The following is a 16,835-nucleotide window of genomic DNA, read 5'->3' as shown; positions in this document are numbered from 1 at the left end:
AGGCCGGAAACCTTTACATCACTTTAAATTATGCCTAGCATAATCTTCTTTAAATACTTATGTCGCGCAACTTTTATTAAATGGCGATCAATTCCTCTTTTTAATATGAAGACGTGGCTACTAATAGCACTGGCCTTCCTAGCAGGGTTCAGTGGAATGGCTGTTGCCGCTAACATGAATGGCGTACTCGCCTACCTAAGCTATCACCTAATCCTACCACCACCTCCTACGTACAGTACCGTTGCTGCCTACATAGACCTCGGCAACCTGACACCAGGAATGAGTGGTACCGCTGAGGCCACGGCATATCTATACGTTAATTCCTCGGGATACTTCAAGGTTGAACTTCACCATGAAGGCTTGGATGACGTCTTTAGTAATTTCACAGTTGTTGTAGCCATTGGTAATCAGACATTAACTTTCAATCTGCATAGGGATGAGTATACCGTGTACTTAACACCAGGTAATTACACAGTATCAATAACCGTTTACTACACGGTTAAGCCCAACCCCAAGGGACCACCCAATGTTGCTCACAAACCATTAATAACTATAAAGCCCGTTGGTGAGCATGAGGAGAAAAGCGAAGGTAATTACACAGGATCTATTAATCAAGGTAATGATAATGATCAAGGATCTGAGGACTAAGTTAAATATATAAAAATCCATAAATCTATTAAATTACCTAACGGGTTTCTGCTTCTTACCCTGCAAAATCGCCTTTAGGCTAACGCCATTAACCATTATGACCCTAAACCTAACGCCGGGTAGGTCTCCATAAGCCCTACCCTCAGGGCCGCCTATCCTCTCGATTATAACCTCGTCATGCTCATTTATTATGTTCAACCCGCCGTCCCATGGCACGAATGCCGTGACCACCTTACCATTTTTAGTTATTTGGACCCTGACGCACTTCCTCACGGCAGCGTTTGGTTTTCTTGCCTCCACACCGACCTTCTCAAGGACTATTCCCCCCCTTGCCATTGGTGCCCCCCCCTCGAGTGGGTCAAATTTCTTGGCTATACCAAGAGCCCTCCTTTTATAATATGTATCACTCCACCTAAACCTCTTCCTCCTCTCCTTCAATCCCCCCCTTGCTGCAAACATACCGAGTGGTGATTTTTTACCGGGCATTGCTATCACCGTTGATTTAAGTGCTTATTTACTTTTTCCTCACGTCACTGGCTTTGTTCAGGCGATACTATTTTTACTCTGTCAATGTCGAAGTACCGCTTAGCCAGTAGTTTAGCTCTGTTTATGTTTCGTCCCTGTTTACCTATTGCTATTGCCTTGTCTTCATTATGTACTGTGGCTATGGCAATGCTACCATTGTTTGGCAACTTGGTTATTTTCACCGAAATAACCCTTGCCGGATATAGGCTGTTCTTAATTAGTTCCTCAGGTGTTTCTCCGTATTCGACTACCTCAACATCCTTACCCGTTAATTCCTTTAGCTTCCTAATGTTAATACCATTTTTACCGACGGCAAGCGGCGCAAAATTCTTATCAACAATGAATATTATCCTATTATACTGAGAATCAATTACCGTATCCCTCGGCGTTATCCCAGTTATCTTTTCAAACAATGCCACGTATCTGATTTCCTCTTCTGTTAATCTAATGCTAGGCATTACGATCACCCGGTACGTTGCGCTACTAAAGCCAATATATTGCTTTCTCCTGGGTCAATTATGGCTATTGTTGAGATCTTGAAGGGCTTTCTAACGGCTGCGCCAAGGTCCCAGCTTGATCCCTGAAACACATATACTGGCACATTTGAGATCTTTGCATAGTGCTGCACTGTATTCATAACGTCAGCGGGCGCATTTGACGCTATTATTACCAGTTTTGCCGATCCATCAATTACTGCCTTAAGTGATTCCCTATAACCAAGGGTCACCTTACCTGTGTTCAACGCTACCTGTAGTTCTCGTGAAATATCAATCATTCAAGACAGCCCTGAAAAAACCCTATTTAAACCTAATGCCAACGATAAGTTGAGATAATATTTTACTCAAACTCCATTAGTAACTGAACAATGCCGGTGCCAATGGGTATGTACTTACCGGCGAGTACGCTCTCAACAACGCCCCTGAAGTTCTCGGGTTCACCCTTAATTGATGCCTCAACTAGGTTCTTAACCGTAACCTCGAAGGCAGCCCTGGCCAATGGGCTCTCCTTCTCGCCCACAACACCATGCCTACCAACCTGCCTGACCCTGCCTGTCCAAGTCATTACGTCGGAAACGAGCATTAGGTGCCTAATGTCCGTATCCAGACCTTGTTGATCAAGGACCTTCTTTAACTCCCTCATTATGACAGTCCTGGCGGCCTCTATGCCAGTACCTCCGCGACCTCATGAATATCATTAGTTATTGTCCTCCTATAATCAACACCATCTATCGTGAGGACAGCCTCCAGGTTTGTGCCCTCAGTCTCTATTATCCACTCACCATCCTTATACCTAACCAACGTCTTCTTAACATTCTTAATGCCCGCTAGCCTCGTCTGCATTACCTTATCCCTAATCCTCCTGAGCTTTATTATGTCGGCCTCCTCCAACGTAATCCTAATGACATTACCCTCAATCTCCACCTGGGCGCCCTTACCCTTGATCCTCTCAACAACCTTCCTGACATCCTCCATACTCAAGCCCCCCCTCTGCTTGAGTTCGTTCTCGTCAATCTCAATGATTATTTGTGAATTTATGTAATCAACCTCTACACTCTTTGTGACATTTTCTATTGTTGTTAACTGAATCTTGTAGGCAACTTCCTGAGCCTTGTTTGGGTCCTTCCTATGTTCCTCGTCTAGGTATATGGTCATCATGGGTACTGAGGGCTTCCTCCTAGCATCAACAAGCTCTATCATCCTTGGTAGACCAAGTGCCATTGAGAATTCCCTAAGTCCTGCGAAGTGGAACGATCTTAGTATCATTTGGGTGCTTGGTTCACCAACCGACTGCGCCGTAACAATGCCTATTGCTTCCCCAGGATCAACAAGCATTTTATAATATTCATTAACCAATATCCTTATTAAATTCGCCAATTGCTCCCTAGTGATTTCCACATTCGATAACTTACTCTTTAATTCATTAATGATCCTTGGAGGTAATATATTAGCTAACTGCGCCAGTAAGTTATTTATTTCCTCCTGGGAGACCACGTTCTTTACCTCGGACATACCCATCACCTACTTATACCTGCCCTCCTAAATATTTCATCTAGATTAAGCCTGCCGTGATCGCTCTTACTAACGTCAATGCCATCCTCAGCGTACTTAGTCTGTATTATGGAGCCTGAGGCGTTCCTAACCGTCCCATCATAAGCAACGTAAATATCCTGCAACGCATTAATGAGTCTCCTCTGCATGTAACCGCTTTGGGCGGTCCTTACGGCAGTGTCCACTAGGCCATCCCTACCACCGGCTGCGTGGAAGAAGAACTCGAGCGGTGTTAGGCCGACCTTGAAGTTATTCCTAACGAATCCCTTTGCCGTTGGACCCAGGTCACCAGGCTCAAAGTGCGCCGTGGTTCTTCCAGCAAAACCCCTCTTTAAGCGTTCACCCCTTATTGTCTGCTGGCCTATCATCGCAACCATCTGTGTTATATTAACGATGCTGCCTCTGGCGCCTGTCTTAGCCATTATGTAGCTTCACCATCCTTATTAATGTACTTCTCCGCAACACGGGCCGCAGCCTCCCTTACGCGGCTTAATTCAATTGTTACGTCATTCTCCAGGGTCTCATCAATCGTATAACCCGGCTCAGCCTCAAGTTTTCCCTCCCTATACTTTTGTATATAGTCAAGGACCTTCCTCTCACTCTCCTCATACAATCTCTCAAGCTCCCTGTAGCTCTCCTGAGGCATCTCCAGTGAATCAATACCCATCGAGAATCCCCCCCTGAGGTCTAAGAACCTGAGTAATGCCCTTAGTATTGAGTCGACCCACCTCCTTGCGTAGTCATTGCCGTATCTCTTAACTATCACGTGCCATAGCGAGTCAACCTGCTCGGCACCTATGGACTTCTTATCAAGGACCCCCCCGGTGGCCATGTAACCATTAACAATTAATATGTACTCATCAGTGTAGCAGTTATATGGGTCCTTGCAACTCTCCTTAATTGCCGTTGGCTGAACCCAGTTTAGGTCCTTGGGTAGGAGCATCGATATTACCTGCTTACCAGTCCAAAGTTCCTTCGGGTGCATTATGGCTGGTTCATCTATTTCACCGTCATAGTTAGCCGCGGCCAGTATGTACATGAGTAATTCCCTGTTTATGAACGTGTCCTTCCTAGTCAGTAGGTAACCGCCGGTTATGTAGTCCTGCCTAGCGCCTATTATTGGCCCGCCGTACCTAGGCGTTATTATGTGGTTCTGAACAAGCATTAACGTCTTTGCCTCTGCCCTGGCCTCCTCATTCTGAGGCACATGTAGGTTCATCTCATCCCCCCCATCAAAGTCCGCGTTATACGGCGGACAAACAGCAAGGTGCAGCCTGAAGGTTCTGCCCGGTAATACCCTCACTATGTGGCCCATCATAGACATCCTATGAAGACTTGGTTGCCTGTTGAATAGTACTATGTCACCATTTATTAAGTGCCTCTCGATTACGAATCCAGGGGGCTAACTTATTGGCTAGTTCACGCCTATCCCTGAAGTACCTAAGGTCGACCCTCCTACCATCTGGGTAAATCACATAATTAGCACCAGGCCAGACCTCCGGTCCATTGAGTACCAATTGCCTGGCTAATTCTAGGTTCCACTCAGTGACTGTCATGGGCACCGTCAATACCTTTGCCACGTCAATTGGCACACCAACCTCATTAATGCTTAGGTTGGGGGGGTCCGGACTAATCACAGTCCTTGATGAGAAGTCAACCCTCTTACCCGATAGACTTCCCCTGAACCTACCCTCCTTACCCTTAAGTCTCTGGGCTAGGGTCTTTAGAGGCCTACCACTCCTGTGCTTAACGGGTGGCAGGTTTGGTAGCTCATTGTTGAAGTAAGTGGCCACGTGATACTGAAGTAAGTCCCATAGCTGATCAACAACACTGCTTGGCGCACCGGATTCAACGGCCGTCCTAAGCTTCTCATTAACCCTAACAATATCGACAAGCTTATGCGTTAGGTCATCCTCACTCCTCTGCCCAGTCTCCAGCTGTATTGAGGGCCTAACCTGCGGTGGCGGTACTGGCAACACAGTTAAAACAGCCCACTCGGGCCTTGCAAGCTTCGGATCCCAGCCCAATAACTCCAGGTCACTATCCGGAATCTTCTCAAGCCTCTCCCTAATCTTCATTGGGTCCAGCTTCTCCAATACGCCATTCTCCTTCTCCTCATAGAACGTGTACGGCCTCTCAAACCTAACCCTGTACTGCTTAGCACCGCAGTGTGGGCATACGGTCCTCTCCATGGCCTTCTTCCTAATCCTCTCAATAAGCCTATCCGCAAGCAACTTCCACCTGGCCCTTAACTTAGTCAATCTCTTGCTGTACTTCTCGATTTCCTCATCCGTAAGTAATATTCTACCACATTCCCTACACGTTGTTCTGAGCAGGTCATGTATATACTTGGCATATTCAACATGTATTACCGGCCTTGCAAGCTCTATCCTACCGAAATGCCCAGGGCACTTATCGGGCGGGTTACCGCAGGTCTCGCACCTGGCACCAGGCTCAACGACGCCTAATCTCCTGTCCATTAATCCGCCAACCATTGGCCTACCTGCCTCATCGTAGGTCTCCGATGTCGTTATCTCCATGACGGACATCGACCTTATAACGTCTGGTGAAAGGATCGAGAACTTAATGGCCTTTATGGTCTTTAGAGGTATCTCCTCTTCCCTAATGGAGATCTTCTCTGTCTGTGTCGCCATTACTCATCACCCCCCCCTTGACAAGCCATTAAATAAACCTTATCAAGCCCTCCTCTCCTCAATTAAATCACCTGCCTCAATTCTTGGGTAAATACCAAGACTCATCAACTCCTGAAGCAACAACTTAAATGCGTATGGCACAACAACCCTCACAATCCTACCCTTATCACCATGTATTGGACAGACAGGCTTACCCTTATTGGAGTCGTACCAAGCAATCATTCCGCAATCCTCACAGACATACATAACGTACTTATCACTGGACTCAACAAGTCTCTCCCTAAGTAGGCAGCCGCGCCATGAGCTATCAACACGTCCCTCTCCATCTCACCAAGCCTGAGACCACCCTCCCTGGATCTACTCGTTGTTTGCCTAGTCAATATCTGTACGGGACCCTTGCCCTGGCATGTATCTTGTCAGCAACCATGTGGTGAAGCTTCTGGTAATAAACAACGCCAATGAATACGTCAGCCTCAAGCCTCCTCCCCCCCATTAACCCACTATACATTACCTCCTTACCATCCCACCTAAAGCCGGACCTAATGAGCAAGTCCCTGAGCTCCTCCTCAGTTACGCCTTCAAACGGCGTCGCATCAATCATTACACCCCCCCTCAACGCGGCAACCTTACCTGCCATGGACTCGAGTAATTGACCAACGGTCATTCTACTCGGTAATGCATGTGGGTTAACGATTATGTCTGGTGTTATTCCGTCCTCCGTGAATGGCATGTCCTGCATTGGTATCATCATGCCCATGACACCCTTCTGCCCATGCCTACTGGCGAACTTATCACCAAGCTCCGGTATCCTCAACTCCCTGACCTTGACCTTAACGAGTTTATAACCCTCGTTTGTCTCTGTGACCACGACGTTATCGACGATGCCCTTCTCACCACGTCTAACAGTTATTGAGGAATCCCTCCTCGCACTAGATACAACAGCTTCGGTATAAACACCATAAAACCTGGGCGGCGATGTCTTGCCTATGGGAACCTCACCACCTGATACGAATACCTCGGGGGGATACGATACCATCCTCGTCCAGATGCGCATAGGCCTCAGGCCCCCCCTTGTAACCCCCCCTGACCTCGGCCGATGGTATCTCTATCCTATCCTCCTCACCGCCGGGATACCTCATCTGCTCCGTCTCATACGTCCTAAAGAACACGCTCCTGAACATTCCCCCCCTCTCAATAGTTGACTTGTTTAGTATTACGGCATCCTCCATGTTATAACCGGTATATGTCAATAATGCAACAATGGCATTTTGACCAGCCGGTCTCTCTAAGTAACCATTGAGTTCTATACCCCTCGTTATAACCAATGGTTTTTCAGGATAAATAAGTAGGTGACCCCTACTGTCCATCCTAAATCTATAATTGGCTGCTGGGAATCCGAGACTTTGTTTTGCCATTGCGGCTTCATAGATGTTCCTTGGCGATTGATTATGCTCCGCATATGGTATTATAGACGCAACGGCGCCTATCATGACGGACGGTATAATCTCCATATGCGTGTACTTGCTCATGTCCTCCTCAGGATTAATGGCGACAAGGGCATTCTCCTCCTCATCACCATCAAGGTACTCAATAATGCCATTACTAATTAAGTCACTCCATGTCCACTCACCCTTCCTCAGCCTCTCAATATGCTCAGGCCTTAGCTTTAGCTTCCCATTCTCAATAATTATCAATGGTCTCCTTAACCTACCACCATCACAATTAATCCTCACCTCATCCAAGTACTTGTCCCTAATCCTTGCAATATTAATTTCATGACTTATCTGCCCCCCCCTCCTCCTCATTTCCCTAATCGTACTCACGAGCTTATCGGGATCGGTGTGAATACCTATTAACCTACCATTCAGGTAAACCTCAGTACCCTTAACACCCTCCTTCCTAGCCTTCAGTATCGGGACAACACCGAGGTCATAAAGCATCTTCTCTACCTCCTCCTCATTAACGCCAACTGTTATTGTGGAGAGTAGGGCTAGGTTCTTCACCAAACCGCAGTTTTGACCCTCAGGCGTCTCAATGGCGCAAAGCTACCCCCCCACTGGGTTGGGTGTAGGTCTCTTGCCTCAAAGTGGGGGGGCTGTGTCCTGCTTAGGTTGGATACGACCCTCCTTAGATGACTCAATGTTGATAGTATGTTAGTTCTATCAAGCATCTGTGAGACCCCGGTCCTACCGCCTATCCAATTACCCGTAGCCAATGCATGCCTAACCCTCTCGGTTATTATGTCAGCCCTTACAAGAGTAACCAGGCTTGGTATCTTACCCCCTCGAGTAATGCCTCTCCAATTGCTGCCTAATGTCCTGGAGCACCTGCTTAAATACGGCCCTGAACAACTGAGTCATCAAGTCACCAACTAGCCTAACCCTCTTGTTGCCTATGTGGTCCTTATCATCCGGTTGCCTACGCCCAAGGTACATCTCAATAACGCCCTTAACCATCTGCAACCATCAACGCCTTCTTCAATCTAGCATCCTCGGTAGTGCCTAGGTGAGGGAGGAAGTACCTATCGAGCACTTGCTTCGCCCTCTCAATCCTAACCTCCCTGGGCTGTCCAATGGCCACCTTACTGCCTATGAAGTCCAATGCATCATCAACGGTACTGGCTATCTGCACGGAGAACTGTAGTGATGGCAATAACTCATTCTGTATATCGGCGTCATCACTTACCGCAAGTACTATGTCCTCGTCCGTCTCTAGGCCAAGCGCCCTCATCACTATTGGGAATGGTATCCTAGTGGCTATTGCCGGAAACGTCACGTATATAATACCGTCCCTGTGCCTCTCGACCGTGACCGTGGTCTTATACCCGGCGCCAATTGATATTACCTTAGCCACATGCGTAATACTGGCCTTGTCACCCTTATCGTAAAATGGCTTATTCGGGGCTAGATCCTCCTGGGAAACAATGACCCTTTCACTACCATTAATTATGAAGTAACCACCCGGGTCATCGGGGTCCTCAAGCTTACTGATTAGCTCTTGCTGCTTAAGACCGTATAGGTTGCAGAACTTTGACCTAACCATTATCGGTAGGTCACCTATGTAGACCTTCTGCCTATCAACCTCCTCATCATTCACGTAAAGCACCATTGTTAGGTAAAGCGGTGCCGCGTAGGTTAGGTTCCTGAGTCTGGCCTCCATTGGGTATAGGATATGCTCGCTGGCGTCTGCTCCCTAACCCTTGGCTTCCCAACCTCGATCCTCTCAAGCTTTATGTAGAGGCCCTTAACCTCGGTCTCAATTATGTTATTCTCATTGACTATCTCCTGCAGTTTCTTCTCAACGAAGTCATTAAACGAATCAATCTGATGCCTAACAAGGCCGCCCTCCCTAATGAATGCCCTTACTAATTCCCACCTGTCGTCTGATGATGGGAATGCCGTGTAAGCCCTCTTAGACCTAAGTATCGGTATTGACACGGAATCCACCATCTTACCACGATCAACATTAGGATTATCTATCGGCATGATTAATCACCCCCCCATGCTTAAATTAATATTTAAACTCTTTTTTCCAGAATAATAATCCATAAACCGAACAGCCATGGCTCCTACTAATCCATAAAGAACTTATTTATATTGCTTTGTATATTAGCCTGGAACCACGAACCTGTACGTGACGAACTCCCCCCCGGCCGTGTCTGACCTCCTAATTATCCTAATTACATTACCAGGCTTGGCGCCTATGGCCCTAGCCAATGGATCGCTCGCCCTAATCCATGGAAGCTGGAAAACCTTAGCGTTCAATTGCTTGAGTATCTCCTTAACCTCTTCCTTGGGCACGATCTCGGCCTTAGGCATGTACTCATGCTCGAGAATCCTCCTAAAGCGCTCCTCAGTCTTCCTCCTCCTACCCCCTGAACTCACGTCATTACGCTCATCATAAGGCTATATAAGCCTTACACCAATGACTAAACAATGACACTAAAACATTTAATATTGTGAGAGTAACAACACTCTTGAATGAATAATCCCTATGATGAAGTAATTAGGGAGGTGCAGAGGCTTCTCGAGCTTCTAAGTAAGGAAATTGGTACTGACGTGACTGGGTACGTGAATGACGTGATAAGGCACCGCCACAATATGGTTATTTAGCAATCCCAATGCATAACATCGTAAAGGAATATACTAATATTAATGAAATAATAAATAATAAGGTAATAAATCAATTAAGGCTAATTAATAAGGCTGTATTAATTAATGGTTATTTAAACATTGATGTTAATATGAAGAACTACGCAGGCATGGTTTTGTCAGCAATTAACAACCTCGGTAATAGATACGGTCTTACTAATAAATGTCCAGGGGGCAGTTATATAATAGAACATACGAGTGCGAACCCCCCCGCTAAACCCATGCATATTGGTCATGGTAGGAATGCCGTGCTCGGCGATTCACTGGCTAGGCTGTTAAGGTTTTGCGGTGCCTCCGTCAGGTTCATTTCTACGTTAATGATTGCGGAGATCAAATGCCATATGTTGGTATTGGCTATTACGTGGCTAAGGACCTGGTATTAAGTAGGATTAATGGTGGTTGGAAGCCTGATGATGTGATGGGCATCATATACTCAGTAACATATGCGGTAAGTGAGATTAAGAGATTGAGCAAGCAAATTGAGCAGCTTAAGAATGAGGGTAAGTATGAGGATGCTAATAAGCTAATTAGCGAGAGGGATGAGTGGGTCTCCGTAATCAACAACTTTATGGAGAGGGATAAGGAACTCACTGAGGGTTTACTTAAGGGGGGGTTGGGTAAGTTTGAGGATCTCCCGTTAATGGTTAAGCAGTGGTCTAGGGCTTACGAGGAGGGTGATGAATTCGTTAGGAGCGTCATTAGGGAAGCAGTGGACATAGTGCTCAGGGGGGGCTTTAGGATAACCCTTGATAGACTCGGCATAAGCTTTGATTCGTGGGATTTCGAGAGTGAGGTCGCTGTTGATAATGGTGGTGTATCTAAGGTCATTAACGAATTACTCAGGAAGGTTCCGCAGTACATGGAGAGAGATAACGGGGCTTTGGTATTTAGGGCGGATAGTACGTGCAAGACCTTGGGCTTTGGAACGAACTTAAACTACCTAGGTACATACCGAAGGCCACCCTACTCAGGAGTGACGGGACGAGCCTATACCTAACGAGAGACATTGCCTATGCCCTTTGGTTCTGGAGCAACTTCAAGTTTGATAAGTTGATAAGGGTTATAGGCTCTGAACAAGCCCACCCACAAGCTCAGCTTAGGTTGGCATTACATGCATGGGGTATCACGATTTAGCCAAGAGACTTATTCATTATTCCTATGAAATGGTTAATTTGGCTGGAATGAAGATGAGTGGTAGGAAGGGGGGGATTTACGTATCACTTGATGAACTATTGAACGAGGCCAGGGATAGGGTTATGGAAATCGTGAAAGGCAGGTTCTCGCCTGACGAAGCCGGTAAGGTGGCCGAGGCCGTGGCCGTCGGCGCGATCAGGTACTCATTCCTCTCGGTAAGCCCGAACAAGCCTTTAACGTTCTCATGGGATAAGGTACTGAACTTGAGACAGAATAGTGGCCCATTTGTTCAGTACACATACGTTAGGACAAATGGAATACTCGAGAAGGCCGGTGAGATCCCTAGAATAACCCAGGTACCAGACAACATTGTTGATGAGGAGAAGGAATTAATATTACTACTCGGTGAGTATCCCGAGGTTGTTGCTAAGGCTGCCCAGGAGTTGAGGCTTGAGAACATCATTGAGTATGTGAATAAGATATCCCTGGTTTTTAACAGTTATTACGAGAAGTATCCCGTACTTAATGCTGAGCCGGGTATTAGGGAGTTTAGGATAAACCTCGTGAATGCCGTGAGAACCGTACTTGGAAATGCCATGGATATACTCGGAATACCTAAACTCAGAAGAATGTAATGTTGAGTTACTTCGTTATGTAGATCCTCACGACCGCCCTATGCCAAAGTTTCGAGTTAACACCAAGTCTCTTACCGGTAATGGCGTCAACACCCGTAACGGCCTTCTCAGCAATCTCACTATGAACCTCCCTGGCCAGGTCTAGAACCGTGGCATCTCTGGGTAATAATAATACGTCGGGTAGCACATTGCCTTCAGTATCTGTGAACTTTTTCTCATCAGCCACTGGGTAGACCGCAATCATGCCGAGTACGTCGAACACGGCAGTATTCAACGCCTTAATAACGCCAGTGCCACCCCCCCACCTATGCATGAAGTCCCTGATCCTCTCCAGGGCGTCCCTCTGGGCATTCGTTAGACTACTTGATATGATCTCAAAGTCGTCATCACCAGGTATGTACTTAATCAAATTTGCCTTAGCAGCCCTTCTCAGTGCAAGTTCGTAATCAGCACTCACGGGAATAACCCTGTACTTACTACCAACCTCCTTAACAACCCTCTTATAATTATCCTCGGCTTCGGGGGGGATGTCCATCTTATTTGCTGCGATGACCATGGGCTTACTCAACTCCCTAAGCATGGAAACGAAACCCCTAATATCATCACCACCCCCCCACTTACTAAGCGGCTTCTTGTCTAGGTCCAACTTTACCAATGCATCACTTATCTGCGCCTGGGTTATGCCAAGCCCACTGAACCTATCATATAATACATCGAGCAGAGGCTTCTTCGCGTAATCCACGAGCCTAACAAGCTTATCCCAATCCTTACTGAGCATCTGGACCATCCACATGGTAACCTCATTACTAAGGAACTCAATATCAGCCAATGGATCATGAGAACCAGGCTTAACAAGCCTACCCTCCTCATCAGTCGCACCTGCCATGTCGACCACGTGAATAAGCACAGGAGCCCTCCTAAGGTGATCAAGGAATTGATTGCCCAAGCCCCCCTACCCTGCCAAGCCCCCCCAGGTACCAAGCCAGCAACATCGATCAACTCCACTGGTATGAATCTATTACCCTCAATGCATATGGAGTTCCTGGGATTATCCTTAACGCCCAGGTCCCTGCACACGCAGGGTATCCTAACATAGCCAATACCCACGTTAGGCTCTATCGTGGTGAACGGGTAAGGCGCAATCTTAACGTCGATCATAGTCGCCGCAGCGAAGAATGTGGACTTACCAACGTTAGGCTTGCCGACGATGCCAATCTGAACATGGCTCTGTAAAGGCACGAGAAATGAAAACAATACCAATTAATAAATTTAATATTATTTATGTTGACGAATCACTTCTGCTGTTGTTGAGGCTGCTGTTTGGGCAGTAGGTATATCTTATTACCAATTATTGAATTATTCGGTATCAAGACCTTAGTGCCGTCGCTCTTAATAACCTCAGTGAACAGTATTGCAACATCATTAACAATACCTTCCTCACCAAGCAGATTCACATGGTCATGAATCCTGAACGGCCTAGCCAATAGTAGGAATAGGCCAGCCACCGCCTGCCCAAGGACCTGCTGGACGGCAAAGCCAATCACAATACCGAGGAAGCCACCGACAGCCACACCAGCAACTCCACCACCAATTCCACCCGCGATGCCCGCAACCAATGCACCAATACCTATTAGTAGGAATACATTCCTCATGGCCCTAGCTGTCGGGTGGTCATACCTAAATCTCATGGCCCAATAAATGACATCGGCGAAGGCGGACACGATTAGGTAACCAAAGGCAAGTGCAAGCAGTACATTAACATAACCCTCATACGGCTTAACATCTATGTGAAACATCGTTGGCAGTAAATACACTATCAACCAGTGAACTACCGCGGCGACTACTACATATACGACTATGTATACCACGAGCTTAACTATGGCATTAGCATAATGTCTAGCGATCTCCTTCCTACTCATTTGTGGTGTAGTAGTTGCCACGTTTTATTTGCTAAATATCAAGTATTAATAAAGATTTCTCGGGGGGGTAAAACATGGCATAGATCCTCATATACTAGTTATAAAATTACGATAATAGAAAGAACTAGGCATTTTCCCATGCCTCGACGAATGCCCTAGCCATCTTAACCGGGTCCTTTGACGCCAGTATTCCTGAAATAACGGCCGCACCCCAGGCACCAGTAGCCTTAATGGTTGGTATACTCTCAAGCGTTATACCGCCTATTGCATAGACGGGCACATTCACGGACCTCACAATGCTCCTTAGCCCATCTATACCCGTAACCCTGTAATCCGGCCTAGTTGGCTTGGAAATACAGAACCTGCGCCTATGTAGTTAGCACCAGCCCTCTCGCCCTGTACGGCCTCACCGACCGTACTGGCACTAGCGCCAATCACTAGGCCGCTAAACCTTCTCCTAATCTCATCCACGGGCGCATCGTCAAGCCCCACGTGGACCCCATCCGCATCGCTTAATACGGCTATGTCAACCCTATCATCAACAATAAATACGGCCCCATACTCATTACAAAGTCTCCTAATGGCCCTGGCCTCCTCAAGCATGACCCTAATACTACCCTCCTTACGCCTATACTGAACAATCCTAACCCCCCCACCCTCGAGGAATGCCCTGGCTGCATCCACGTGGTTCTTTACCGTGTAGCTCGTATCCGTTATTCCATATATTCCCTTAGGAAGTTTCATACAATGTTATTACCTGCGGTCCCCCCCCTTATTTTGCTTTGTTCAGTCTTCTACCCATTGCCGGTGTATCTTAACCGTTAGCCTAGTTATTTTTTCTAGGACTAGGAATACGTGATGAATAACTATAAATTTAATGGCTTAATCACCATGTAACATACGTTATGACTAAGGAGTTACTTGCAGCGTTGAGCTTCCTAAAGTCCTCCTCGCTTAACCTCCAACCGGCCGCACCGGCATTCTCGACAACCTGCGCCGCGTTCTTGGCTCCTGGTATTGGCACAACATTGTCATGCATTATAAGCCAATTAAGCGCTATTTGGGCCGGCGTCTTGCCGTACTTACTCGCTAATTCCCTAATCACTGGTACTAACTTAGTACTTACCTCCCTAAGATTATCAGGATAGAATACCGGCTCGTTTTCCCTAAGGTCACCCCCCCTGGCCTATTCTCCGGGCTGTACTTACCAGTGACTGCACCCTTCGCCAATGGACTCCAGGCAATTAACGTAATCCCCCCCTCACGTTGTAAGTAGGGCAGGAGCTCCTTCTCCGCATCCCTCTCGATCAGATTATACCTGTTTTGGGAACTGACAATGTCAGTCTTCTTAAGGCATGAGCGAGCAGCCTCAAGGAGCTGGAGCGGGTAGTTGCTAACGCCAATGTACCTAATTACGCCATCATCAACTAACTTTTCCATCGCCTTCATGGTCTCGCAAATTGGTACATTATGCCAACAGGCTGGCCAATGGAGTTGAAGGAGGTCAATAACATCCACACCAAGCCTCTCCCTACTTCGTCTCGCTGCCTTGAGGACATCATCATACCTATGCCAATCACCAGGTATCTTAGTGGCAATAACAACATGATCCCTAATCCCCCCCAACTCCCTAATTGCCCTACCCACAAACTCCTCGCTACGGCCACGCCCATAGACGGCCGCGGTGTCTATGAAATTTATACCGAGCTCAACGGACTTGGCGATAACCTCCTTGGCAATCCCATATTCGTAGGGACCCCCCCAAGCATCACCACCGAATTGCCACGCACCGAGACCTATCCTCGAAATTTTCAACCCAGTCTTGCCAAGGTTTATGTACTCCATCGAGAATGACGCTAATTATTTCACATTTAAACATTATTACGAAGTTCATTACAAATTGATTTAATTTACAATGAAGATAATGCTTTAGTAAATTATTCCTCATGAATTATGGGGGGGAGGAGTTATGGTTGAGGATGGCTACGTAATTATTCTTGTTACAGTGCCTAACAGGGATGTCGGTGCCGAAATAGCTAGGTCGTTAATTAATAACAAACTGGCTGCATGCGTGAATATTATTGATGGATTAAGAAGTATTTATTATTGGGAGGGGGGGAGGGTTGAGGAGGATAATGAGGCATTACTCATCATCAAATCAAGGAGGGATAAACTTAATGAATTGATAAGATCAATAAGGGAGAGGCATCCATATAAGGTCCCCCCCGAGATCATCGCGTTGCAATAATTGGTGGTCTTGATGAGTACTTGAGGTGGATTGATGACACGCTTAACCGAAGCTAATTCCACTTAAGGCAAATACTTTTAACGCCCCCCCAGCATTGCTTTAAGCCTATGCCTAGGGCATTACTGGTTATTTTAGACGGCTGTGCTGACCGACCAGTTAAGGAGCTTGGTGGAAAGACTCCGTTGGAATTTGCCGTTAAACCCACAATTGATAGGTTAGTTGCTGAGGGATCCTGTGGCCTTATGGACGTAATATCGCCAGGCATTAGGCCAGGCAGTGACACGGCTCACCTAGCCATTTTTGGCTATGACCCGTACAAGTATTACCCTGGCAGGGGGGGACCGTTTGAGGCATTGGGTGCGGGATTAACGCTTAACCCTGGGGGGGATGTCGCCTTTAGGACGAACGTAGCCACTGTCAATAATGACTTAGTGGTCATTGATAGGAGAGGTGGCAGGTATATAAATCCCGATGAGGTTAGGGAAATAGAGAATATAATCAATAACGAGGTACTGCCCGTATTAAGGAGTAAGTATGGCATTGAGGCTATTTATAAGCAGACTGTGGAGCATAGGGGGGGTGTCCTAGTCCTTAGAGGCAATGTATCACCGCATGTCAGCGATACTGACCCACATGCCACTGGTGCCAGGGTTTTAGAGACCAGGGCCTTAAATGATGATGCCAGGACCACGGCTAATTACATCAATGAATTCACAAAACTCGTTTATGAAAAGCTAAGCAAGGCGGAATTCAATGAGAAGAGGAGGAGGGAGGGTAAGGGCCCAATAAACATGGTCCTCCTCAGGGGGGGCGCGGGTTCCCTGAGGAACTTTGAACCATTGAGTACTAAGTATAGGATTAAGCCAGCGATAA

11 protein-coding genes and 10 pseudogenes are annotated in these 16,835 nt (G+C 46.8%); 7 read left to right on the top strand and 14 right to left on the bottom strand.

From position 1 onward, the window contains the following. Nucleotides 1–105 precede the first annotated feature (105 nt). A complete protein-coding gene (locus tag JCM11216_RS01965) occupies nucleotides 106–648 on the top strand; it encodes a hypothetical protein (RefSeq protein ID WP_054853146.1) in 543 nt (180 codons plus the stop codon). A 33-nt stretch (nucleotides 649–681) separates the two neighbouring features. On the opposite strand, the gene JCM11216_RS01960 is transcribed toward JCM11216_RS01965, so the two are convergent. The 10 genes and pseudogenes from JCM11216_RS01960 to JCM11216_RS01925 form a co-directional block, all read right to left on the bottom strand. Continuing rightward, nucleotides 682–1,107 carry a 30S ribosomal protein S12 gene (locus JCM11216_RS01960; protein WP_243675007.1) on the bottom strand — a complete coding sequence of 142 codons (426 nt, stop codon included), beginning with the start codon at nucleotides 1,105–1,107 and terminating at the stop codon, nucleotides 682–684. Nucleotides 1,108–1,178: 71 nt separating this feature from the next. Beyond that, a complete protein-coding gene (locus JCM11216_RS01955) occupies nucleotides 1,179–1,631 on the bottom strand; it encodes a NusA-like transcription termination signal-binding factor (protein WP_054853275.1) in 453 nt (150 codons plus the stop codon). 5 nt (nucleotides 1,632–1,636) lie between these two features. Next, the gene (locus JCM11216_RS01950; RefSeq protein WP_054853145.1) at nucleotides 1,637–1,948 is read right to left on the bottom strand and encodes a 50S ribosomal protein L30e; all 312 of its coding nucleotides are present in this window, start codon (nucleotides 1,946–1,948) and stop codon (nucleotides 1,637–1,639) included. Nucleotides 1,949–2,010: 62 nt separating this feature from the next. Next, nucleotides 2,011–3,164, bottom strand: a pseudogene (rpoA2, locus tag JCM11216_RS01945) (DNA-directed RNA polymerase subunit A''). A gap of 23 nt (nucleotides 3,165–3,187) precedes the next feature. Further along, nucleotides 3,188–5,875, bottom strand: a pseudogene (gene rpoA1 / locus JCM11216_RS01940) (DNA-directed RNA polymerase subunit A'). A gap of 42 nt (nucleotides 5,876–5,917) precedes the next feature. Continuing rightward, nucleotides 5,918–6,162: pseudogene (locus JCM11216_RS15185) on the bottom strand (hypothetical protein); the annotation flags it as partial. Next, entirely contained in the window at nucleotides 6,094–6,255 is a 162-nt protein-coding gene (locus JCM11216_RS15180) for a hypothetical protein (protein WP_243674846.1), read from the bottom strand. The pseudogene JCM11216_RS15185 and the gene JCM11216_RS15180, both read right to left, overlap by 69 nt. Then, nucleotides 6,252–8,045 (bottom strand): annotated as a pseudogene (locus JCM11216_RS01935) (hypothetical protein). Before JCM11216_RS01935 ends, JCM11216_RS15180 begins: the two are co-directional and overlap by 4 nt. A 106-nt stretch (nucleotides 8,046–8,151) precedes the next feature. After that, a pseudogene (locus JCM11216_RS01930) lies at nucleotides 8,152–9,324 on the bottom strand (DNA-directed RNA polymerase subunit B''). A 159-nt stretch (nucleotides 9,325–9,483) separates the two neighbouring features. Next, on the bottom strand, nucleotides 9,484–9,759 hold the full coding sequence (locus JCM11216_RS01925) for a DNA-directed RNA polymerase subunit H (RefSeq protein WP_243674845.1): 276 nt from the start codon (nucleotides 9,757–9,759) through the stop codon (nucleotides 9,484–9,486). Between the two features lie 236 nt (nucleotides 9,760–9,995). On the opposite strand from JCM11216_RS01925, the gene argS (JCM11216_RS15175) reads away from it, so the two are divergent. From argS (JCM11216_RS15175) to JCM11216_RS15160, 4 genes and pseudogenes are all read left to right on the top strand, one after another. Beyond that, on the top strand, nucleotides 9,996–10,409 hold the full coding sequence (argS, locus tag JCM11216_RS15175) for an arginine--tRNA ligase (RefSeq protein WP_243674844.1): 414 nt from the start codon (nucleotides 9,996–9,998) through the stop codon (nucleotides 10,407–10,409). Continuing rightward, nucleotides 10,361–11,023, top strand: a complete 663-nt coding sequence (locus JCM11216_RS15170; protein WP_243674843.1) for a hypothetical protein — start codon at nucleotides 10,361–10,363, stop codon at nucleotides 11,021–11,023. Before argS (JCM11216_RS15175) ends, JCM11216_RS15170 begins: the two co-directional genes overlap by 49 nt. Then, a pseudogene (gene argS / locus JCM11216_RS15165) lies at nucleotides 10,930–11,348 on the top strand (arginine--tRNA ligase); the annotation flags it as partial. The gene JCM11216_RS15170 and the pseudogene argS (JCM11216_RS15165), both read left to right, overlap by 94 nt. Continuing rightward, complete coding sequence (locus JCM11216_RS15160; protein ID WP_243675006.1) at nucleotides 11,328–11,795, top strand: DALR anticodon-binding domain-containing protein; 468 nt, start codon at nucleotides 11,328–11,330, stop codon at nucleotides 11,793–11,795. The pseudogene argS (JCM11216_RS15165) and the gene JCM11216_RS15160, both read left to right, overlap by 21 nt. Before the next feature lie 7 nt (nucleotides 11,796–11,802). Here the strand turns inward: JCM11216_RS15160 and JCM11216_RS01915 are convergent. From JCM11216_RS01915 to JCM11216_RS01900, 4 genes and pseudogenes are all read right to left on the bottom strand, one after another. After that, a pseudogene (locus tag JCM11216_RS01915) lies at nucleotides 11,803–13,034 on the bottom strand (redox-regulated ATPase YchF). A 53-nt stretch (nucleotides 13,035–13,087) separates the two neighbouring features. Further along, nucleotides 13,088–13,735, bottom strand: a complete 648-nt coding sequence (locus tag JCM11216_RS01910) for a mechanosensitive ion channel (RefSeq protein ID WP_243674842.1) — start codon at nucleotides 13,733–13,735, stop codon at nucleotides 13,088–13,090. A 103-nt stretch (nucleotides 13,736–13,838) separates the two neighbouring features. After that, nucleotides 13,839–14,458: pseudogene (gene thiE, locus JCM11216_RS01905) on the bottom strand (thiamine phosphate synthase). A 142-nt stretch (nucleotides 14,459–14,600) separates the two neighbouring features. Further along, a pseudogene (locus JCM11216_RS01900) lies at nucleotides 14,601–15,559 on the bottom strand (aldo/keto reductase). A 124-nt stretch (nucleotides 15,560–15,683) separates the two neighbouring features. Here JCM11216_RS01900 and JCM11216_RS01895 point away from each other — a divergent pair. Both JCM11216_RS01895 and JCM11216_RS01890 read left to right on the top strand, forming a co-directional pair. Then, on the top strand, nucleotides 15,684–15,962 hold the full coding sequence (locus JCM11216_RS01895; protein ID WP_243674841.1) for a divalent-cation tolerance protein CutA: 279 nt from the start codon (nucleotides 15,684–15,686) through the stop codon (nucleotides 15,960–15,962). 107 nt (nucleotides 15,963–16,069) lie between these two features. Next, a pseudogene (locus tag JCM11216_RS01890) lies at nucleotides 16,070–16,835 on the top strand (phosphoglycerate mutase); the annotation flags it as partial.

It is taken from the genome of Vulcanisaeta distributa JCM 11216 (assembly GCF_001315985.1).
Classification (GTDB): Archaea; Thermoproteota; Thermoprotei; order Thermoproteales; family Thermocladiaceae; genus Vulcanisaeta; species Vulcanisaeta distributa_E.
This window is presented reverse-complemented; position numbering and strand designations above follow the sequence as displayed.

Excerpts from the sequence above, each read along its gene's own strand:
- JCM11216_RS01965 (WP_054853146.1), top strand. The coding sequence starts at position 106 with ATGAAGACGTGGCTACTAATAGCACTGGCCTTCCTAGCAGGGTTCAGT.
- JCM11216_RS01960 (WP_243675007.1), bottom strand. The coding sequence starts at position 1,107 with ATGTTTGCAGCAAGGGGGGGATTGAAGGAGAGGAGGAAGAGGTTTAGG.
- JCM11216_RS01955 (WP_054853275.1), bottom strand. The coding sequence starts at position 1,631 with ATGCCTAGCATTAGATTAACAGAAGAGGAAATCAGATACGTGGCATTG.
- JCM11216_RS01950 (WP_054853145.1), bottom strand. The coding sequence starts at position 1,948 with ATGATTGATATTTCACGAGAACTACAGGTAGCGTTGAACACAGGTAAG.
- argS (WP_243674844.1), top strand. The coding sequence starts at position 9,996 with ATGCATAACATCGTAAAGGAATATACTAATATTAATGAAATAATAAAT.
- JCM11216_RS15170 (WP_243674843.1), top strand. The coding sequence starts at position 10,361 with ATGCCATATGTTGGTATTGGCTATTACGTGGCTAAGGACCTGGTATTA.
- JCM11216_RS01895 (WP_243674841.1), top strand. The coding sequence starts at position 15,684 with ATGGTTGAGGATGGCTACGTAATTATTCTTGTTACAGTGCCTAACAGG.